Origin of the sequence: Metabacillus litoralis, from assembly GCF_007994985.1 — a bacterium.
Classification (GTDB): domain Bacteria; phylum Bacillota; class Bacilli; order Bacillales; family Bacillaceae; genus Metabacillus; species Metabacillus litoralis.
Map to the genome: position 1 here is coordinate 349,692 of NZ_VOQF01000005.1, position 16,656 is coordinate 366,347.

17 protein-coding genes and 1 riboswitch are annotated in these 16,656 nt (G+C 34.6%); of the genes, 16 read left to right on the plus strand and 1 reads right to left on the minus strand.

Annotation, left to right across the window (positions count from 1 at the left end; translation table 11 throughout):
* The first annotated feature begins 137 nt into the window (after positions 1–137).
* Positions 138–1,055 carry a proline dehydrogenase family protein gene (locus FS935_RS09730; protein ID WP_146947985.1) on the plus strand — a complete coding sequence of 306 codons (918 nt, stop codon included), beginning with the start codon at positions 138–140 and terminating at the stop codon, positions 1,053–1,055.
* 420 nt (positions 1,056–1,475) lie between these two features.
* Here the strand turns inward: FS935_RS09730 and FS935_RS09735 are convergent, their stop codons facing one another.
* Positions 1,476–1,631 carry a YuzL family protein gene (locus FS935_RS09735; protein ID WP_146947987.1) on the minus strand — a complete coding sequence of 52 codons (156 nt, stop codon included), beginning with the start codon at positions 1,629–1,631 and terminating at the stop codon, positions 1,476–1,478.
* Positions 1,632–1,819: 188 nt separating this feature from the next.
* Here FS935_RS09735 and FS935_RS09740 point away from each other — a divergent pair, with 188 nt between their 5' ends.
* From FS935_RS09740 to FS935_RS23635, 15 genes are all read left to right on the plus strand, one after another.
* Positions 1,820–4,204: a 3-hydroxyacyl-CoA dehydrogenase/enoyl-CoA hydratase family protein gene (locus FS935_RS09740; RefSeq protein WP_146947989.1), complete on the plus strand. Its 2,385-nt coding sequence runs from the start codon at positions 1,820–1,822 to the stop codon at positions 4,202–4,204.
* A gap of 125 nt (positions 4,205–4,329) precedes the next feature.
* Positions 4,330–5,505, plus strand: coding sequence for an acetyl-CoA C-acetyltransferase (locus FS935_RS09745; RefSeq protein WP_146947991.1), 1,176 nt, complete (start codon positions 4,330–4,332; stop codon positions 5,503–5,505).
* A gap of 64 nt (positions 5,506–5,569) precedes the next feature.
* Entirely contained in the window at positions 5,570–7,354 is a 1,785-nt protein-coding gene (locus FS935_RS09750) for an acyl-CoA dehydrogenase FadE (RefSeq protein WP_146947993.1), read from the plus strand.
* Between the two features lie 586 nt (positions 7,355–7,940).
* A complete protein-coding gene (locus FS935_RS09755) occupies positions 7,941–8,300 on the plus strand; it encodes an arsenate reductase family protein (RefSeq protein ID WP_146947995.1) in 360 nt (119 codons plus the stop codon).
* A gap of 134 nt (positions 8,301–8,434) precedes the next feature.
* Positions 8,435–8,818 (plus strand): glycine cleavage system protein GcvH, encoded by a 384-nt coding sequence (gene gcvH / locus FS935_RS09760; RefSeq protein ID WP_146947997.1) that lies wholly within the window; start codon positions 8,435–8,437, stop codon positions 8,816–8,818.
* Between the two features lie 59 nt (positions 8,819–8,877).
* A complete protein-coding gene (locus FS935_RS09765; RefSeq protein WP_146947999.1) occupies positions 8,878–9,114 on the plus strand; it encodes a YusG family protein in 237 nt (78 codons plus the stop codon).
* A gap of 739 nt (positions 9,115–9,853) precedes the next feature.
* Entirely contained in the window at positions 9,854–10,201 is a 348-nt protein-coding gene (locus FS935_RS09770; RefSeq protein ID WP_146948001.1) for a toprim domain-containing protein, read from the plus strand.
* A 23-nt stretch (positions 10,202–10,224) separates the two neighbouring features.
* Positions 10,225–10,527 (plus strand): thioredoxin family protein, encoded by a 303-nt coding sequence (locus tag FS935_RS09775; RefSeq protein WP_146948003.1) that lies wholly within the window; start codon positions 10,225–10,227, stop codon positions 10,525–10,527.
* Between the two features lie 122 nt (positions 10,528–10,649).
* Positions 10,650–10,970 (plus strand): SCP2 sterol-binding domain-containing protein, encoded by a 321-nt coding sequence (locus FS935_RS09780; protein WP_146948005.1) that lies wholly within the window; start codon positions 10,650–10,652, stop codon positions 10,968–10,970.
* Between the two features lie 366 nt (positions 10,971–11,336).
* A complete protein-coding gene (locus FS935_RS09785; RefSeq protein ID WP_146948007.1) occupies positions 11,337–12,650 on the plus strand; it encodes an O-acetylhomoserine aminocarboxypropyltransferase/cysteine synthase family protein in 1,314 nt (437 codons plus the stop codon).
* A 217-nt stretch (positions 12,651–12,867) separates the two neighbouring features.
* Positions 12,868–12,974: riboswitch (SAM riboswitch) on the plus strand.
* An 86-nt stretch (positions 12,975–13,060) separates the two neighbouring features.
* Complete coding sequence (locus FS935_RS09790; RefSeq protein WP_146948009.1) at positions 13,061–14,086, plus strand: methionine ABC transporter ATP-binding protein; 1,026 nt, start codon at positions 13,061–13,063, stop codon at positions 14,084–14,086.
* Positions 14,079–14,747, plus strand: a complete 669-nt coding sequence (locus tag FS935_RS09795; RefSeq protein WP_146948011.1) for a methionine ABC transporter permease — start codon at positions 14,079–14,081, stop codon at positions 14,745–14,747. The genes FS935_RS09790 and FS935_RS09795 overlap by 8 nt, the downstream gene beginning before the upstream one ends.
* A gap of 12 nt (positions 14,748–14,759) precedes the next feature.
* On the plus strand, positions 14,760–15,602 hold the full coding sequence (locus FS935_RS09800) for a MetQ/NlpA family ABC transporter substrate-binding protein (protein ID WP_146948013.1): 843 nt from the start codon (positions 14,760–14,762) through the stop codon (positions 15,600–15,602).
* A 140-nt stretch (positions 15,603–15,742) separates the two neighbouring features.
* Positions 15,743–16,111: a carboxymuconolactone decarboxylase family protein gene (locus tag FS935_RS09805; RefSeq protein WP_146948439.1), complete on the plus strand. Its 369-nt coding sequence runs from the start codon at positions 15,743–15,745 to the stop codon at positions 16,109–16,111.
* A gap of 285 nt (positions 16,112–16,396) precedes the next feature.
* Complete coding sequence (locus tag FS935_RS23635; RefSeq protein ID WP_168714476.1) at positions 16,397–16,537, plus strand: YuzK family famiily protein; 141 nt, start codon at positions 16,397–16,399, stop codon at positions 16,535–16,537.
* The last annotated feature ends 119 nt before the right edge of the window (positions 16,538–16,656 follow it).

The following is a 16,656-nucleotide window of genomic DNA, read 5'->3' on the forward strand; positions in this document are numbered from 1 at the left end:
CTTTTTGTCGAAATGAGAGGGTAAGGATATTACTTCACATTCAACTAAGGAAATCAACCAGTAATTATTATTAACCTTCATTCCCTCCATATTTAAATTAGCCAAAGGAATAGAAACGGTTTGGGAGGGTTTTTCATATGGAAAAATTACTACGAAACTCTTTTATGTTTTTATCCAGAAATAAAACATTAACAAAATTAGCAAAAAAATATGGCTTTCAGTTTGGTGCTGCAAGATTTGTTGCAGGAGATACGATAGGGCGGGCAACAAAAGTGATAAAAGAACTAAACAACCAAGGTCTTGTCGTTACGCTTGATCATTTAGGTGAATTTATTGATGATAAACAGGAAGCAGAGAAGAAGGCAGATCATTGTATTAAAACAATTCAAGCAATAGGAAAAGAAAATTTACATTCACAGATCTCGATAAAGCTAACATCAATGGGTTTAGATATTTCTGAAGATATTGTTATTGAGAATATGAAAAGAATTCTAAAAGAAGCACAAAAGTATAATATTTTTGTCACAATAGATATGGAAGATCATTCTAGATGTGAAAAAACTCTTACTATTTTTAAGCAGCTAAAAAAAGAATACGATAATATTGGCACAGTTGTTCAAGCTTATTTATATCGAACAGTTTATGATATGGATGAGTTAAATAAATATCAAGCAAATTTAAGACTTGTAAAGGGTGCATATAAAGAATCAGCCAAAGTGGCATTTCCAGAAAAAGCAGCTGTTGATGAAAATTTTAAACATATCATAAAGATGCATTTATTAAATGGAAATTTTACTGCTGTTGCAACACATGATGATGAGATTATCAACTATACGAAAAGCTTGGTTAAAGAATACAACATTCCTAAGAATCAATATGAATTTCAAATGCTTTATGGAATTAGATCCGAAAAGCAGCTTGAACTTGTAATAGAAGGCTACCAGGTTCGAGTTTATGTACCTTATGGTGATGATTGGTATGGCTATTTTATGAGAAGAATGGCAGAAAGGCCAGCTAATGTAGCATTTGTTGTAAAGGGGATTTTCCGGAAGTAGATGGAAAGCTGAAGCAAATGATTTTTGCATGGAGATAATATTTTATCTAAAAAGAGGCTGGAAATAATTAAAGATGACATATAAAAAGACGAATCAATCTAAATTCAGTTAAGTTGAAAGTAACAAGTTCGTTCCATTGCGCTACAGACACTCGCTTTCCACGGGGAGGAAGCTGAGCCTCCTCAGCTTCGCTTGCGGGGTCTCACCCTTTCCTCTAGTCCCGTAGGTGCCCTAGTGTCTTCCGCTCCATTCCACTAGTTCTTAAAAACAGTATTCAAAATAAAAAAACTATTAAAGACTGCAAATAATACCCCGAAATATTAGGCGAATAATTAATTAAATATCTCCTAATATTTCGGGGTTATCATTAGCTTAAATACTTATGTCCCAGCATCTTTAAAATTTCATGTTATCAATAATTTATAAATTGTCATTACCCATATTATGCTGCTTATATTGCTGATTTTGACTTGTGCGTTTGCCACCACCAGCTTTTTCAACAGTTGGGCCAGCATTTCCTTTAACACTTGCCGCACTTACACCAGCTTTTGATGGGGATTTTTTTAATCGTGCCATTTCAAATCACCTCCTAGAAATATAGCTTTTCCAAAGGTGATTGTGATTATTTAGTAAAAAATATAATAAAGTTATTGAGAAAATCTTCAATATATCTTATATTAGTAATAGAGGAACTCATTCGTAAGTGTTCATTTTTTTTGGGAGAAAAATGAATGAGTATTCATTCAAATTGAGGGGGAAGAAGTATGATCCAGCGGATTAAGAGAGCTGCTGTACTAGGTTCTGGGGTGATGGGCTCTGGAATTGCAGCACATTTAGCAAACATCGGTATTCCTGTATTACTTTTAGATATTGTGCCACGTGAATTGAATGAAGACGAAATTAAAAAAGGACTAACACTTGAAGATAAAGCTGTAAGAAATAGAATTGCAACTGTTTCTGCACAAAAATTACTAAAGCAGAAGCCTGCTCCATTAACAGATAAAAGTCATTTAGAGCGTATTGAAGTAGGGAATTTTGAAGATGATATGCATCGTCTTTCAGAAGTCGATTGGGTCATAGAGGTTGTTGTCGAGAACTTGGCAATTAAACAAAAGGTCTTTACAGAGGTTGATAAACATAGAAAATTAGGAAGTATTATAAGTTCAAATACATCAGGAATTTCAGTTGAAGCAATGGCTGAAGGTAGATCAGAAGACTTTAGAAAGCATTTTCTTGGAACACATTTCTTTAATCCACCAAGATACTTAAAGCTACTAGAAGTTATTCCTACTAAGGATACTGCTGCAGAAGTCTTAGCTTTTGTAAAAAAATATGGTGAAGATGTACTTGGTAAAGGTGTTGTTGAAGCTAAGGACACGCCAAACTTTATTGCTAATCGAATTGGAACTTATGGTTTATTAGTTACTGTTCAAGAAATGCTTAAAGGTGGATATAGTGTTGGTGAAGTTGATTCTATAACAGGACCGCTAATTGGCAGACCTAAAAGTGCAACATTTAGAACACTTGATGTTGTAGGGTTAGATACCTTTGCACATGTAGCTAAAAATGTATATGACCAGGTTGATGGGAAAGAAAAAGAAGTATTTGAAGTTCCAGCATTACTGAAAAAAATGCTTGATAATGGTTGGATAGGCAGTAAAAGTGGTCAAGGTTTTTATAAAAAAGAAGGTAAAACAATTCTTGAACTAAATCCAGAAACACTTGAATATGAAGAAAAGAAGAAACTTAAATCCGCATCAATTGAAATGGCTAAACAAGCAAAAGGACTACAAAATAAATTGAAAGCGCTTATATATTCGGATGATCGTGCAGGAGAATTGTTAAGAGGAATCACAATTCCAACACTTGTTTATTCTGCAGAATTACTCGGAGAGATAGCTGATGATATAGTAGCGATTGATCAAGCAATGAAGTGGGGCTTCGGCTGGGAAATAGGACCCTTTGAATTATGGGATGCAATAGGTATTGGAAAATCAGTTGAATTGATGGAGCAAAGTGGAATAGAAGTACCTGCATGGGTTAAAGAAATGCTCTCAAAAGGCAACGAAACATTTTATCGTAAAGAAAATGGTGTGTTGTTTTTCTATAACAACGGTGAGTATCGACAAGTTATACAAAATCCAAAAGTAATCAATCTTAAAACATATAAAGAAATTAATGGAGTAATTAAGAAAAATAGTGGTGCAAGTTTCATTGACTTAGGTGATGGTGTAGCTTTATTAGAATTTCATTCCCAAAGTAATGCAATTGGATTGGATATCATCCAAATGATTAATTTCGCTATTGATGAAGTTGAGCAAAACTATAAAGGGCTTGTGATTGGAAATCAAGGTAAAAACTTCTGTGTGGGAGCAAATCTTGGCATGATTTTAATGGAAGCCCAAGATGATAATATTTTCGAAATTGATATGGTTGTTCGTCATTTCCAGCAAGCTATGATGAAAATTAAATATAGTGAAAAACCAGTTGTTGCCGCACCATTTGGAATGACTTTAGGTGGAGGAGCTGAAATATGCTTGCCAGCGAGCAGTATACAAGCATCCAGTGAAACATATATGGGCTTAGTAGAAGTTGGCGTTGGTCTTATTCCTGGTGGAGGAGGCAACAAAGAGCTATATATTAAACAGCTTAATAATATGCCAAAAGGTTCAGATTTTGACCTTCAAGCTGTTGCAAATAAAGTGTTTGAGACGATCGCTATGGCTAAGGTATCAACTTCAGCAGCTGAAGCTAGAAAAAATCAATTTTTAAATAATGATGATCATATTAGTATGAACGGTGATCATTTATTGTACGACGCGAAGCAACGTGTAATATCGCTATATGACAACGGATACCAGCCACCGGTGAGAAAAAAGGTACCAGTAGTTGGTGAAACAGGTTATGCAACTTTATTACTTGGCGCACAATCAATGCATTTATCAGGCTATATTTCAGAGCATGATTTAAAGATTGCTAAAAAGCTAGCCTTTGTAATAGCAGGTGGAAAAGTTCCATTTGGAACAGAGGTTGATGAACAATACTTGTTAGACTTGGAAAAACAGGCATTCTTAAGTCTTGTTGCAGAAGCTAAATCACAACAACGGATGCAACACATGCTTATTAAAGGAAAACCGTTAAGAAATTAAGCATTTACAAACATAATTAATCTAACAATCAACTAAGGGTAGTGCAGACAACCAACTGTACTCCCTAAAAATAGAGCATAGAGGATATTTTAAGATAACAGTGAATTGAAGGGGAGGTTTGGTGAATGCGTGAAGCAGTCATTGTAACAGGTGCTAGAACACCTGTAGGTAGAGCTAAAAAAGGTACATTAGCAAATGTTCGTCCTGATGATCTCGGTGCATTAGTAGTAAAAGAAACGTTAAAGAGAGCAGGAAATTATGAGGGGAATATTGATGATCTAATTATCGGGTGTGCAATGCCTGAAGCTGAACAGGGTCTGAATATGGCTAGAAATATAGGTGCATTAGCAGGACTTCCACATACAATTCCAGCTATTACAATTAATCGTTACTGCTCTTCTGGTTTACAAAGTATTGCTTATGGAGCAGAAAAAATCATGCTAGGTAACACAGATACCGCAATAGCTGGTGGAGCAGAATCAATGAGCCTTGTCCCAATGATGGGGCATGTTGTTAGACCGAATGCTAAATTAGCAGAAGAAGCGCCAGAATACTATATGGGCATGGGACATACAGCTGAAGAGGTTGCACGAAAGTACGGAATTTCTCGTGAAGATCAAGATGCCTTTGCTGTAAGAAGTCACCAGCGGGCCGCTAATGCTATTCAAGCAGGCAAGTTTAGTGAAGAAATTGTTTCTGTTGATGTACCACTGCGAACTGTAGGAGCTGATCATAAGCTTCAAGAAAAAATGATTCAATTTAGTCAAGATGAAGGAGTTCGAGCAAATACAACATCAGAAATCCTTGCAAAATTAAAGCCAGCTTTTTCCGTTACTGGTTCAGTAACAGCAGGAAATTCTTCACAAACAAGTGATGGAGCAGCTGCAGTCATGATTATGGACCGTGAAAAAGCTCAGTCACTAGGTTATAAACCGATGGTGAAATTCCGTTCATTCGCTGTTGCCGGTGTACCACCTGAAATAATGGGGATCGGACCTGTTGCTGCTGTTCCGTTAGCATTAAAATATGCAGGACTTGAGTTATCAGATATCGGTTTATTTGAACTAAACGAAGCATTTGCATCACAATCTATTCAAGTTATTCGTGAGCTTGGACTAGATGAAGACAAAGTAAATGTGAACGGTGGTGCGATTGCACTTGGTCATCCACTTGGCTGTTCTGGTGCAAAATTAACACTTTCACTTATTCATGAAATGAAGCGTCGTAACGAACAATTTGGGGTTGTTACAATGTGTATTGGTGGCGGAATGGGTGCTGCTGGCGTATTTGAATTACTATAATTGTAGTTTCATAGTTTGAACCATATACCGCAACAACACTATTAACAAAAATGGGGGAATTATCATGTCAAAAACAACTGATTCAGTTATTAAAGGTGGTAGCTTTTTAATAGAAGATATTTCGTATGATCGAATTTTCACTCCTGAGGATTTCACAGATGAACATAAAATGATTGCAAAAACAACAGAGGATTTTGTTGTAAATGAAGTACTTCCACATCTTGAAGATATCGAAAATCACCAATTTGATAAATCGGTTAAACTTTTAAAGCAAGCAGGAGAGTTAGGTTTATTAGGAGCAGATGTCCCAGAGGAGTACGGCGGATTTGGTCTTGATAAAATCAGCTCAGCGTTAATTACAGAAAAAATCTCACGTGGAGGAAGTTTTTCTCTATCGTTTGGAGCGCATGTTGGAATTGGATCATTGCCAATCGTATTATTTGGTAATGAAGAGCAAAAACATAAATACCTACCTGGTTTAGCTTCCGGTGAACAGCTAGCAGCATATGCTTTAACTGAGCCAAACTCTGGTTCAGATGCCCTTGGTGCTAGAGCGACTGCAAAACTAAATGCAGAAGGCACGCATTATGTATTAAATGGCGAAAAGCAATGGATTACAAACTCTGGTTTTGCGGATGTTTTCGTTGTTTATGCAAAGGTTGACGGAGAGCACTTCTCTGCATTTATCGTTGAAAAAGAATACCCTGGTGTATCAACAGGACCAGAAGAAAAGAAAATGGGTATTAAAGGATCTTCTACTAGAACACTTATTTTAGAAGATGCTTTAGTACCAAAAGAAAATTTATTAGGTGAACTTGGTAAAGGCCATGTTATCGCATTTAATATTTTAAATATAGGACGCTATAAATTAGCTGTCGGAACTATTGGTGGCTCTAAACGAATTATTGATGTGTCAGTGCAATATGCAAATCAACGTCAGCAGTTCAAAACTCCAATCTCAAGCTTCTCTTTAATCCAAGAGAAACTAGCGAACATGGCAGCTAAAACATATGCAATGGAAAGCTCGGTTTATCGTACGGTTGGTCTTTTTGAAGATCGAATGAGTCGTTTATCAGATGAAGAAATTAAGGATGGAAAAGAAGTTGCAAATTCAATTGCTGAGTATGCAATTGAATGTTCGTTAAATAAAGTATTCGGCTCTGAAACTTTAGATTATGTTGTGGATGAAGGTGTGCAAATTCATGGAGGCTACGGCTTTATGGCAGAATATGAAGTTGAGCGTGTTTACCGTGATTCACGTATTAATCGTATATTTGAAGGAACAAATGAGATTAATCGTCTGTTAGTACCAGGAACATATCTACGAAAAGCAATGAAGGGTGAACTTCCATTATTCCAAAAGGCTCAAAGCTTACAAGAAGAATTAATGATGCTTATGCCAGAGGAAGTTGGAGATGGTACTTTAGAACAGGAAAAATACCTTCTTAAAAATGCAAAGAAAATCGGTGTTTTAATTGCTGGTCTTGCTGCACAAAAATATGGTAAAGAACTACAAAAAGAGCAAGAAGTTTTAGTGAATATAGCTGATATTGTAAGCAATGTATATGCGATGGAATCAGCAGTTCTTCGTACTGAAAAAGCAATTGCTAAATCAGGGGAAGAGAAAAACAAACAGAAGTTATTGTATACACAAGTGTACTGCCAAGAAGCATTCAATGAAATTGAAGCACATGCAAAAGAATCATTAATTGCAATTGAGTCAGGAGATTCTTTACGCATGATGATATCAGCTCTACGTAAGTTTACTAGACATACACCAATTAATGTGATTGGCAAGAAGAGAGAAATTGCTGCAGCAATTATCGATAAAAATGCATATTTAGCATAAGTGTTACAAGAGAGGCTGGGACAAAAGTATTTAAGCTAATGATAAACCCGAAATGTTAGGTGATGTTACAATTAATTATTCGCCTGATATTTCGGGTTTTTATTTGCTATTTTCAATAGATTTTTTGATTTTGCATACTATTTTTAAGAACTAGTGGAATGGAGCGTAAGACATTTGACTCCTGCGGGTGCAGAGGAAAGGCTGAGACCCCACAGGCGCGCAGCTTACGAGGAGGCTTAGCTTCCTCCCCGGCGAATCTTATGTCTGCAGCGCAATGGAACGAACTTGTTTCTTTCAACTTAACTGAATTTAGATTTATTCGTCTTTTTGTATGACTTCTTTAATTATGTCCCAACCTCCTTTAATATGTAAATTTCAGGTTAGGCTACGTTAAAGCTCAATGTAGATTTTTAATCCTTTTTTGATAGGGAAATTATGAGATCACGGAAAGAAAATGTCTGTAACGGAAAGCAGCAACAAAGTTAAACATAGCCAACAAATAAGTGCATTTCTAATTAGGATTCTATATGTGATTTATGATAAGATTAATTGAAAAGTCATTTATTGAATAGGTGGTGAAATGGGGATGTCATTAGATTTTTATTGGTACCCAAAATGTGGGTCATGTCGGAAAGCAAAAAAGTGGTTAGAAGATCAAAATATTGAGGTAAATGAAATACATATTGTTGAAAATCCACCTTCTAAGGAAGAATTAAGTTCTATTTATAGAAAAAGTGGATTAGAAATCAAAAAATTCTTTAATACAAGTGGTCAAAAATACCGTCAGCTTGGTTTAAAAGATAAACTGGCAACTATGACTGAAGATGAGATGCTCGAGCTTTTATCTTCGGATGGCATGCTTATTAAACGACCAATTACTGTCGGACAAGATTCTGTAACAGTAGGGTTTAAAGAAGATCAATTTGAAGGTACTTGGGCAAAATAAAGAAGTTCTTGCATATTTTGTTATAAACTGGTACAAAAGTATTGATTATCTCAAAAAGATCAGTTGATACTAGTCTTTATACATTTTTGATGATTAAATAATTGGAAAATCTTTTCTAACTAGGAGGTAATAGTATGAACACACCAAAAGAACTTCGTTATTCAGAAGAACATGAATGGGTAAAAGTAGAAGGAGAAAAGGTGCGTATTGGTATTACAGATTTTGCACAATCTGAATTAGGTGATATCGTATTTGTTGAGTTACCAGAGGTTGGGGATGAAATTAAAGCGGACGAGCCATTCGGAAGTGTAGAATCAGTTAAGACGGTTTCAGAGCTTTATGCACCAATTAGTGGGAAAGTTATTGAGATCAATGAAGATCTTGATGATAGTCCAGAATTTGTAAATGAATCTCCTTATGAAAAAGCATGGATGGTTGTTATTGAACCTTCGAATGCGGCTGATGTAGAAAACTTAATGACTGCTGAACAATATGCAGAAATGACAAAAGAAGACTAATGTAGCATTTTATATTGAAGTTTGGGCACCCTACTAGTAGATAAAGGAGGGTGTTCATATTGTCTATAGAAAAGAAACACTTAGATATTACTGACAGAGTTGTAGGTAAATTTGGTGATGGACAATTAAATCTTTATCTCGAAAAAGAGAAAATTGGTCAGATGGTAGCTGAGAATGACTATGACTTAAAACAAGGTTATCTATTCGATAACAGCCGATTTTATCAAATCGCAGACGTCCTTACAGGGCAGGATCAAAAGTATGTTGATTGCGATTATGAAAACGGCTGGTGCTAAAGCAGTGGGATCTTTTTCCACTGCTCTTTTTGCAACTATTTTAGAATTTATAAATGCTATAAAACCTTTTCATTCATTTTTAAATTGGCTATGTTAAAGCTTAATGTTGATTATTAGCACTTTGTTGAATGGAGTGAAAGGCATGAGACTCCTGCGGGAGGAGCGTATCAAAGGAGACCCCACAGGCGCGCAGCTTACGAGGAGGCTCCCGGACCTAGGAAGAATTGTCCTTTGAAAAAGCCGGCAGTTGGGATTTTTCATTATTCTTCCCTAGGAAAAAAAGTACTTTTTTCCCGGGAAAGCGAATGCCAGTAACGGAAATCAACAACAAAGTTTAACAGAGCCTTTAAATTAAATATTGTCGTATTAATATCTAATTTGTGGTCGTTTTCTTAATGTTTTTTACATTTAGGTTATGTTAAAGCTTTAGTTGAAATGCTTAGTATATCAAAGGATCCCAGACGCGGAAAGTTTATGAAGGATTTCCACAAGAAAGCGAATGTACCTGTTACGGATATCAACAGCAAAGTATAACAGAGCCTAATTTATGTAAGGACATTCTTCTGAAATTTTGTTGCCTGAATTTAGTGAAGCTAAACGCGCTTCTCAAGTATAAGTAAATCAATGGAAACAATTGTTTTAGATAATGTCTATAAAAAACATTAAAATAAAGGGAAACAACCTCGACAAATCGAATAGAGTATAGAAAGATTCTTTACTACTAAAACAGGTGATGCACATGTCGTTAGTTGAGGTTGAAAAAGTGTTAATTGTTGAAGGAAAATCAGATAAAAAGAAAGTGTTAAATGTACTTAATGAATCCATTGAAATAATTTGTACAAATGGCACAATCAGTTTATCAAAAATGGATGAATTAATTGATGAATTGTTATTAAAAGATGTTTATATTTTAGTCGATTCAGATGATGCTGGAGATCGACTGCGTAAGCAATTTAAAAGAGAATTTCCAGAGGCATCACACATCTATATAGATAGAACTTATAGAGAAGTTGCTACAGCTCCAGACCATCATGTTGCTTCGGTTCTATTAAGTGCAAATATTGATGTTGATGCGAAATTCCTTTAGAAAGGTGAATAATCTTAACTGCAATGATTGAATGGAATGAAAAACAACTTACTATAAGTGAAAATGGAATAGTGATTTTATATTTGTACACACCTATGTGTGGGACCTGTCAAATTGCACGAAAAATGTTAACCGTTGTAAATGAACTTGTACAATCTGACATTTTTGCAGTAAACCTTAATTATTTTCCTAATGAAGCGATAGAAATGGGAATTGAAAGTGTTCCGTGCTTACTTGTTTATAAAGATGGTATTCTTAAGGAAAAAGTATATGCTTTTCAATCCGTAGGATATCTTCATGATTTATTAAAGCAATATCAGAGTTAATCTGACATATTTCTTGGGAAATATTTATAGTAGAGCAGAAACTGTCGACTTATTTATAAAGGATTTCTTCAATATGTAATGAAGTTATTAAATATAGCTTTATTTATATTGGGGGAATCTTTTTGTCTATCTATACGTTCATCGAAAAAATAAACAGTAAAAAGTATGTGTTATCTACTTTATTAAAACAATCATTAATAATAGAATTAAAATCTACACAAAGTAGTACATGCTACTATATTGAGTTCACAAGTAATGCAGCAAATTTATTAAAAAATTATCCAGAAAATATTGATTTTTACATAGAAGGATCTGACACATATGTGGATGATGTATTAATGAATAAATATAGTTTAAAGCAAATGATTTCATTTGGGGAAATACAAATAAAAGGCTCCTACAGAAATTTTTTAAAGGTAGATGCTATGTTAAAGCTGAGTTAATTTGTTACTTGCTTTAACGAGTTAAATAGAATGTGCAATTCGGTTTTGATTTTTTCTCCCTGACACTTGCTTTCTTTCCACTTCACCCCTTGAGAGTCAAATGTCTGCCATTCTATTTCAATTAATGACTTCAATAGTAAACGATCTCTAATACAGACATATGAACAAATAGGTTTAATAGTAAGGTCTCAACTGATTTTTAACGATTGGCTGGCTACAAATAATTATTGAAAAGCCAAATTAGCTTGGACATGATGTGTAAAATCGTATAATATTATAGTTGTCTGAATAGACAGAATCTTACATAAGTCAACCTGACAGCAAAGCAGACATATTATTATCTTTATCAATGTGGGAGGAATTCATATGTCAGAAAAGCAATATCGTCCAGAAACTGTTACCATTCACGGTGGATTAAAGAAAGATTCTATGACAGGTGCAAGATCTGTACCTATTTATCAATCTAATGCATATTTATTTGATAATACTGAGCATGCAGCAAACTTATTTGGACTAAAAGAGCCTGGTTACATATATACAAGAATACATAATCCAACATCAACTGTGTTTGAGGAAAGAATTGCTCAACTAGAGGGTGGGATTGGGAGTTTAGCTGTTGCGAGTGGAATGGCAGCGATTACACTTTCGATATTAAATATCGCTGGAGCGGGTGACGAGATTGTTTCTGCTTCAACATTATATGGTGGTACTTATAATCTTTTTGCTAACACATTACCGAAGTATGGAATCAAAACAACTTTTGTAGATCCTAAAAACCCTGAAAATTTCCGATCTGCGATAACACCAAATACTAAAGCAATTTTTGCTGAAACAATCGGCAATCCTAGTTTAGATGTTTTAGATATTGAAGCAGTTGCTGCTATTGCCCATGAAGCTGGGATACCATTAATCGTTGATAATACATTTGCAACTCCTTACTTATGCAGGCCAATTGAACATGGTGCTGATATTGTAGTGCATTCTGCTACAAAATGGTTATTAGGTAATGGAACAACACTTGGAGGTATTATTGTAGATGGAGGGAAATTTGATTGGAATAGTCCGAAATTCCCTGGGTTTACAACACCTGATCCTAGTTACCATGATTTAGTTTACGCAGATGCCTTAGGGGAACAAGCCTATATTGTTAAAGCAAGAGTTCAATTGTTAAGAGACTTAGGCCCTGCTATTAGTCCATACAATTCCTTTCAATTTACTTTAGGTCTGGAAACCCTTCATGTACGTATGAAAGAACATGTTTCTAATGCTAGGAAAATGGTTGAATATTTAGAGAAGCATCCAGCTGTAGAATGGGTGCTGTATCCAGAAAATGAAAACCATCCAGCTAAGGAACTATCTGCAAAATATCTTCCTAACGGTGCAGGATCAGTTATCGTATTCGGTATTAAAGGTGGAAGAGAATCAGGAGCAAATGTAATAAATAATATTGAATTATGGTCACATGTTGCTAATGTGGGAGATGCAAAAAGCTTAATTATTCACCCAGCGAGTACAACTCATCAGCAATTAAATAAAGAGGATCTGATAAAATCAGGTGTTACAGAAGATCTAATTCGATTATCAGTTGGTATTGAACATATTCAAGATTTAATTGAAGATCTAGATCAAGCTATCTATAAAGCAACAGGGGTTAAGGGTCTGGAGCAAGTACATTCATAAGAGCACAAAAAAGATGACAATTATTTGTCATCTTTTTTAGTGTGTTCTTTAGAGGAACTAACTAAAGTAACTATCTCAATATAGTTATTAATTTGAATAATCAGTCTTTTTGAATGTGATTATTATTGATTGACAGTAGTAAAAATCACATGATACAATCACACTCGTATTTAAAAATATCTAAAAAAACTATCTGAATTTAATTATATATGTTTGTCTCTTATCAAGAGAGGTGGAGGGAAGTGCCCTATGAAACCCGGCAACCATCAACAATTGTTGAAATGGTGCCAATTCACACAAAGCTATTGCTTTGTAAGATGAGAGAAAGGTCTTTTATTATGCCTTTCTGCTCATGAGCAGAAAGGTTTTTTAATTACCTGAAAACGAGAAATAAGAAAGAAGGTGACATTATGATTTCATTAAAATCTCTAAATAAAACCTACGAAACAAAAACAGGTCATGTAACAGCAGTTAATAACGTTAACTTAGAGATAACTAAAGGTGAAATTTTCGGAATAATAGGCTATAGTGGTGCCGGAAAAAGTTCATTAATTCGTCTATTAAACGGTTTGGAAAAACCAACTAGTGGAGAAGTACATGTAGCCGGAAATCAAATTAATGCAATAAGTGGTGGGAAATTAAGAAAAGCTCGTCAAGAAATCAGCATGATTTTTCAACATTTTAATTTATTATGGTCTCGAACAGTTAGAGAAAATATCGCGTTTCCCCTAGAAATAGCTGGAGTGAAAAGTTATGCGCGAAGAAAACGTGTTGATGAACTAATTAAATTAGTGGGTCTTGAAGGACGAGAAGATGCATACCCTGCACAACTAAGCGGTGGTCAAAAGCAACGTGTTGGAATTGCTAGGGCATTAGCAAATAATCCTAAAGTTTTATTATGTGATGAAGCAACTTCAGCTCTTGATCCAGAAACAACTGATTCTATTTTAGATTTACTTGTAGATATTAATGAACGTCTAGGTTTAACGATTGTGCTGATTACACATGAAATGCATGTTATCCGTAAGATCTGCCATCGAGTTGCTGTAATGGAAAATGGTGAGGTTGTTGAACAAGGTAATGTACTTGATGTATTTAAACATCCTAAAGAAAACATTACAAAAAGGTTTGTAAAACAAATATCTGAACCAGATGAAACGAAAGATGCAATAAGTCACATACTGGAAAATTACCATTCAGGTAAAGTTCTTCAGCTTACTTTTGTAGGTAAAGGAACTGAACTGCCCTTAATAACAAACATTATTAGAGCCTTTGATATTGAAGTGAATATTCTTCAAGGGAAAATCTCACAAACGCAAAGTGGCTCGTATGGGACTTTGTTTTTACATGTTGATGGTGAAACAAATGAGGTTGAACGAGCAGTTACATTCATAAAAGAACATGAAGTAGAAGTGGAGGTGCTGGTGAATGCTTGATACAGTTCTCTCTAATGTTAAATGGGAAAAGGTTTGGGAAGCTACGTACGAAACAGTTTATATGACTGGAATTTCGGTAGGTATTACATTTATTCTTGGTATAATTTTAGGTCTTTTATTATTTTTAACCGCTAAGGGCAATATATGGGATAACCGTATATTGAATACGGTACTTTCAAGTGTAGTAAATATTTTCCGTTCAATTCCATTTATTATTTTGGTTATTCTACTATTACCATTTACTAAATTAGTAATGGGAACCATTTTAGGTGCAGATGCTGCACTACCTGCTCTGATTATTGGAGCTGCCCCTTTCTATGCTAGAATGGTAGAACTTGCTTTACGAGAAGTAGATAAAGGAGTTATTGAGGCTGCAAAATCTATGGGTGCTAAAACCTCTACAATTATGTGGAAGGTGCTTTTACCAGAGTCAATGCCTGCAATTGTTTCAGGTATAACTGTTACTGCTATTGCTTTAGTAGGTTATACGGCTATGGCTGGTGTTGTAGGAGCAGGTGGATTAGGTGATCTTGCTTACCGTGAAGGATTCCAACGTAATAACTTTGAAGTAACAATTATTGCAACAATCTTTATTTTAATCATCGTTTTTATCATCCAGATCATTGGAGATATTATAGTAAAAATGTTAGACAAACGTTAGGAGGAAAATTTGATGAAAAAATTAATTTTATCAATAGTATTAGCAAGTTTAGCTTTTGTTTTAGCTGCTTGTGGTGGAGAAAATGAAACAAATGAGGCTACAGAAGGTAATAACCAAGCAAAAACAATAAAAATTGGGGCGACAACTGTTCCTCATGCAGAAATTTTAGAAGAAGCAAAACCGTTATTAGCTGAAAAAGGAATTGAACTTGATATAGAAGAATTTTCTGATTACCCACTAATCAATCCTGCATTAGCAGAAGGTGATCTTGATGCGAATTACTTCCAACATGTACCTTATTTAGATAATGCCAACAAAGAAAACGATTTTGATCTACAAAATGTAGGTGCTATTCATATCGAGCCTTTCGGTGTTTATTCAAATGATTATAAATCAATCGAAGAGTTACCAGAAGGAGCAAAAATTATCATAAGTAATAACGTTGCAGAAATGGGACGTGTTTTATCTCTTTTAGAGGAAAAAGGATTAATCAAGTTAGATGAAAGTGTTGAAAAAATTAATGCAACAATAGATGATATTGTTGAAAATGAGAAAAATCTTGTAATTGAAGACAGTGTAGCACCTGAGATGTTAGCTAGTGCGTATGAAAATAACGAAGGTGATGCTGTTATTATCAATGGTAATTATGCTTTAGCAGCTGGTTTAAATCCAGCAGAAGATGCAATTGCATTAGAAGTCGGCGAAAATAACCCTTACGCTAATATTATTGTTGTTAAAAAAGGTGACGAAGATAAAGAAGAAATTAAAGCATTAGTTGAAGTTTTAAAATCACAAGACATCAAAGAATTTATTAACAGTAAATATCCAGGATCAGTTTTACCTGTTAATGAATAAAACGATATAAACAAATAGCAAAATGAAGGTGTTTTGGACACCTTCATTTTTTTATGTATAAATTAGCACCTTCGTATACTATCAGATGAAATATGCATACTAAAACTGATGAAAATTATGAAGAGGAGCTGCTTGATAAAATGGAACACTTTGAACCAAGAAATTCAACAGAAGCTGCTTTACACGAATATAAAAGTGGATTAGGCTTATTTACTCAAAAAATGCCTGAAATTGCGAGCCATTATAATGCTTTTACTGAAGCTTGTTTTATGGAAGGAACTCTTTCCAAAAAGGAAAAACATTTGATTGCTCTAGGGATTGCGATAAATGCTCAAGACGAATATTGTATGATTTATCATACAAAAGGCTGTTTAGATAATGGAGCTAATGAAGAGGAAATTCTGGAAACAATTGGTGTTACTGCAGCATTTGGTGGTGGTGCAGCCATGAGTCAGGCTGTAACTCTTGTGCAAGAATGTATTGTAGAACTAAATCAATTAAAACAGTAAGCCTGTATTCACGAGAATAAATTTGTTAAAACAGCCTAAAAAAAATGAAAATTAGAAGAATACATGAGGAAATTCGAGGAATTTTGCATATCTCTTATTTGAGCCCGGAAATTGCTCGAATATAACTCTTTATCGTTTGTCACATAATCTTACGAGCTTTGAGTAGTTTGAATATTCTTGATAAGCTTATTACCATAATAAATAATAAGCTGAAAGGATTGGTTCATTATTCAATCGAATCAAGAAATTCTAGATCTTAACTACACAACTGAAATGGAAAAGGCAATGCATCAACGCCATGGTGTAGGTTATGCTGAATATGCAATGAAGCATGATAAAAGAATGGAAATTGAGAAAAGTCGTGAGGAAGAATATCGTAAGAGTCAGTTAATTCATGCAGATATCGAAAGAAAAATGCATAGATAAATGTCGTATATATTCGCAAAAAACCAGTCAATTATATGGCTGGTTTTTTCTTTTAGATGGGCTATTTTAAAGCTTTAAAGTTGATTTTTAGCAACTATGTTGATTGGAGGTGAATATAT

What these genes read in the sequence shown, in the direction of transcription:
- FS935_RS09750 (WP_146947993.1), top strand. Translation starts at nt 5,570, where the DNA reads ATGTCAAAAACAACTGATTCAGTTATTAAAGGTGGTAGCTTTTTAATA.
- gcvH (WP_146947997.1), top strand. Translation starts at nt 8,435, where the DNA reads ATGAACACACCAAAAGAACTTCGTTATTCAGAAGAACATGAATGGGTA.
- FS935_RS09785 (WP_146948007.1), top strand. Translation starts at nt 11,337, where the DNA reads ATGTCAGAAAAGCAATATCGTCCAGAAACTGTTACCATTCACGGTGGA.
- FS935_RS09770 (WP_146948001.1), top strand. Translation starts at nt 9,854, where the DNA reads ATGTCGTTAGTTGAGGTTGAAAAAGTGTTAATTGTTGAAGGAAAATCA.
- FS935_RS09730 (WP_146947985.1), top strand. Translation starts at nt 138, where the DNA reads ATGGAAAAATTACTACGAAACTCTTTTATGTTTTTATCCAGAAATAAA.
- FS935_RS23635 (WP_168714476.1), top strand. Translation starts at nt 16,397, where the DNA reads ATGCATCAACGCCATGGTGTAGGTTATGCTGAATATGCAATGAAGCAT.
- FS935_RS09740 (WP_146947989.1), top strand. Translation starts at nt 1,820, where the DNA reads ATGATCCAGCGGATTAAGAGAGCTGCTGTACTAGGTTCTGGGGTGATG.
- FS935_RS09800 (WP_146948013.1), top strand. Translation starts at nt 14,760, where the DNA reads ATGAAAAAATTAATTTTATCAATAGTATTAGCAAGTTTAGCTTTTGTT.
- FS935_RS09735 (WP_146947987.1), bottom strand. Translation starts at nt 1,631, where the DNA reads ATGGCACGATTAAAAAAATCCCCATCAAAAGCTGGTGTAAGTGCGGCA.
- FS935_RS09775 (WP_146948003.1), top strand. Translation starts at nt 10,225, where the DNA reads ATGATTGAATGGAATGAAAAACAACTTACTATAAGTGAAAATGGAATA.
- FS935_RS09745 (WP_146947991.1), top strand. Translation starts at nt 4,330, where the DNA reads ATGCGTGAAGCAGTCATTGTAACAGGTGCTAGAACACCTGTAGGTAGA.
- FS935_RS09790 (WP_146948009.1), top strand. Translation starts at nt 13,061, where the DNA reads ATGATTTCATTAAAATCTCTAAATAAAACCTACGAAACAAAAACAGGT.
- FS935_RS09795 (WP_146948011.1), top strand. Translation starts at nt 14,079, where the DNA reads ATGCTTGATACAGTTCTCTCTAATGTTAAATGGGAAAAGGTTTGGGAA.
- FS935_RS09805 (WP_146948439.1), top strand. Translation starts at nt 15,743, where the DNA reads ATGGAACACTTTGAACCAAGAAATTCAACAGAAGCTGCTTTACACGAA.
- FS935_RS09755 (WP_146947995.1), top strand. Translation starts at nt 7,941, where the DNA reads ATGTCATTAGATTTTTATTGGTACCCAAAATGTGGGTCATGTCGGAAA.